The sequence below is a fragment of the Halochromatium sp. genome, from assembly GCF_054919635.1.
On the sequence record NZ_JBUDPI010000390.1, the window covers coordinates 1 to 3,236 of the forward strand.

General features: G+C 63.8%; 4 protein-coding genes. 1 reads left to right on the forward strand and 3 read right to left on the reverse strand.

Going from position 1 to position 3,236, the window contains the following annotated elements:
* Positions 1–99 precede the first annotated feature (99 nt).
* Entirely contained in the window at positions 100–333 is a 234-nt protein-coding gene (locus ACY693_RS17070; RefSeq protein WP_462323009.1) for a WGR domain-containing protein, read from the reverse strand.
* The gene (locus ACY693_RS17075) at positions 323–913 is read right to left on the reverse strand and encodes a recombinase family protein (RefSeq protein WP_462323010.1); all 591 of its coding nucleotides are present in this window, start codon (positions 911–913) and stop codon (positions 323–325) included. Before ACY693_RS17075 ends, ACY693_RS17070 begins: the two co-directional genes overlap by 11 nt.
* Before the next feature lie 256 nt (positions 914–1,169).
* Between ACY693_RS17075 and ACY693_RS17080 the strand changes: the two genes are divergently transcribed.
* On the forward strand, positions 1,170–2,405 hold the full coding sequence (locus ACY693_RS17080; RefSeq protein WP_462323011.1) for a Fic family protein: 1,236 nt from the start codon (positions 1,170–1,172) through the stop codon (positions 2,403–2,405).
* Positions 2,406–2,615: 210 nt separating this feature from the next.
* Here ACY693_RS17080 and ACY693_RS17085 read toward each other — a convergent pair.
* On the reverse strand, positions 2,616–3,236 hold a 621-nt coding region (locus tag ACY693_RS17085; RefSeq protein ID WP_462323012.1), incomplete at its 5' end, for a hypothetical protein.

Consider the following 3,236-nt stretch of genomic DNA (forward strand, 5'->3'; position numbering starts at 1 on the left):
GGGTTCTGGCCATGATGCTTTCCTCATACATACTTTGCTCATGCTATAAGACTTTATCTTACTACACAAGGACGATCGTTTCCGGCCAGGGCATTCGCCTCACCCATACCCCCGCCTTCTCTTCTGACTGGCGATCCGCCGCAGGGCGTCCGCCGCAGCCTCCTCGCTCTCGAAGGCGTCCAGACGCACCGTGCCGGGGCTGCCGATCCGGCCCCATTCCCGGACCAGGTCCCAGCCCCCGAACAGCGTCGGGGCAAGGTGCAGACTGTAGAAACGCGCTACGCGCTGCTCGGGATCGATCCGCCGCAGGTGGACGGCAGACTCAGGCGGCATGGGCGCCGTCCTCCCGGACTGACTTGCCGGCCTTGAGGTACTGGTAGAGCGTCTCGCGGCTGATACCGAGGTCCCGGGCGATCGCCGCCTTCTTCTCGCCGGCCGCGATGCGGGCGCGGACGGCCTCAACCTGTGCGGCCGAGAGGGCCGGCTTGCGGCCCTTGTACTTGCCCTTCTTCTTGGCAAGCGCGATCCCTTCCCTCTGACGCTCGCGGATCAGGGCGCGCTCGAACTCGCCAAAGGCACCCATAACGGAGAGCAGCAGCCGGGCCATGGGCGAGTCCTCGCCGGTAAAGGTCAGCCCCTCCTTGACGAACTCGATGCGCAGGCCGCGGCCGGTTAGATCACTCACTAGCCGGCGCAGGTCGTCCAGATTGCGCGCAAGGCGATCCATGCTGTGCACGACCAGCACGTCGCCCTCGCGCACGAAGGCGATCAGAGCGTCAAGCGCAGGGCGGTGCGTGTCCTTGCCCGAAGCCTTGTCGGTGAAGACCCGGTCGAGCGGGACACCCTCGAGCTGCCGCTCGGGGTTCTGATCGAAACTGCTCACCCGGATATAGCCGACCCGTTGACCCTGCATGACCCTCTCCTGCCCGTTCTGTCAGGAAAAGGTCTATAGCATCACTGGACGGCTGTCAATCAAAAACACTTTCGGCTCTATCCTGACGGTTTTTCGTACAGGTTCAGGATGTCCGGATAGGCTCTAACTCAGTTGGGCAGTCGGTGAAGGGAGAGAGTCCCACATGGCGCCGGTTGAAAAGCCTTACCGAAGCGGACTTGGAAGGCGCCAAATATGACGCTTGAAGATTGCTCAATGGCATGTTACTCAGAGTGTTATGAGCGATCAGAAACCGGACATCGAAGCGGACATCCAAGCGCTTGCGGATCGCGGCGAGCGGGTGTCCATCATGGAGCCCATGCGGATCGCGGAGTCCTCAAGATACCGTGCCGGTCTTTCCGATCTGGCCGTGGATCTGGCCGCGCACGCAGCGGGATTCCGCCGCAGTCTTCCGGAAGGGGTGATGAGCGCACTGGCCGATCTCGTGCGCGCGATGAACTGCTATTACAGCAACCTCATCGAGGGCCACGACACCCATCCGGTCGATATCGAACGGGCACTGAAGGACGATTACAGTACCAATCCGGAGACGCGCAACCTCCAGCTTGAGGCACGCGCACACATCGCGGTTCAGCAGTGGATCGATGACGGCGGATTACCCGATGGCCAGGCGGTCACGTACGCGGGTCTCAGGGCCATTCACAAGCGCTTCGCAGAGGCCCTTCCCGAAGCCCTGCTGTGGGCCGAGGACCCGGACACCGGCCGGCGCATCCGCGTGACCCCAGGCTTGCTGCGCACCCAGGACGTCAGGGTCGGTCGGCACGTCGCCATCAGTCCCGGCGCCGTGCCTCGATTTCTTGAACATTTCGAGCGGCTCTACAGCAGGCTTGGTAAGGCCGAGACAATCATTGCGGCCGCTGCCGCGCATCATCGGTTGTTGTGGATGCACCCCTTCCTGGACGGCAACGGACGCGTGGCCCGACTGCTCTCGCACGCAATGTTGCGTGACGTCCTCGACACAGGCGGTGTTTGGTCGATCTCGCGCGGCTTGGCCCGGCAGGTCAGCGACTACAAACACCACCTCGCCGCCTGTGACATGCAACGGCGCAATGACCTCGACGGTCGTGGCAACTTAAGCGAGGAGGCCCTGGCGGACTTTACCCGTTTCTTCCTCGAAACCAGCATCGATCAGGTGCGCTTCATGGAAACACTGGTCCAACCGCACCGCCTGCGCGAGCGCATCTTGCTGTGGGTCGAAGAGGAGATCCGTGCACGCACACTCCCCCCGCATGCGGAGCGCATCCTGGAAGCCTTGCTGTATCGCGGCACACTGTCCCGTGGCGATGTTCCTGCGCTACTCGGCGTCGGCGAACGCCACGCCCGACGGGCCGTGTCCATGCTCTTCGAGCACGGCGTGATCATTTCCCAAACTTCGCGTGCGCCGCTGCGACTCGCATTTCCCGCTCACCTGGCCACGCGCTGGATGCCGGGACTGTTCCCTGAGCAATCCTGAAACGCTGGAAAGAGAGTAAAGCCACCCCTCCCCTCATGACAGACCAGCTGATCACAGGAAACGCGCACGCGCTGGAGCCGGCAGGCGACGGCTCCGGCATGCCGGCGGCCAAACCCCAAAGAGCAGCTGATAGGGCTTTCTGCGTGCGCACCGAGACGCCCAGCAGCTCGGCATAGCGCGAGATGGCGAGCGCCCCTGCGCTGGTGAGCCTCAGCGCCTGCTGCGTCGCCGCTGTCGCCAACCCGCCAGTGCCGCCATCACAGCGGCCAGGGCCCCGAGCGCCGGTAGGCCGAGCGTGGGGATGGGCGCGGGGTTGGGCACCGGCGCCTGCGACCAGCTGATGGTGATGAACAGGTCGGGATTAAACGATGCCTTGAACCGCACCTCTTGGGCGATGCTGCTGGTGACCACGAAGGACGCTTCACCCTGTGCATTGGTCGACGTGGGACTGGTATTGATGCTCACGGCGCCGGCGTTCACAGACGCTGAATCAACGACCAAAGCCACGCTGATTCCCGACAGCGGGTCGTCGTCCGAATCGCGCACCGTCACGACGCTCGTCGCGTCCTCGCCTGGGGTCACGACGGTGGGGTCGGCGGAGCCGATGGTCGATTGATCTCCCGAGGGGGTGTTCGCACAGGCAACAGCAACCGTGGTCACGTCGGCCATGACGTCGCTGCCGCTGCCATTGGGGACGGTGCAGGTCTGCCCCGTGGGCTGGGTCGCCACGGTGACGTTGTAGCTGCCGCCGTAGACGACCTCGGTATCGAAGGTGAACGCGCCGTCGGCGGAGACGGTCTTGTCATCACCACCGTTGTTCTGCAGCACCAC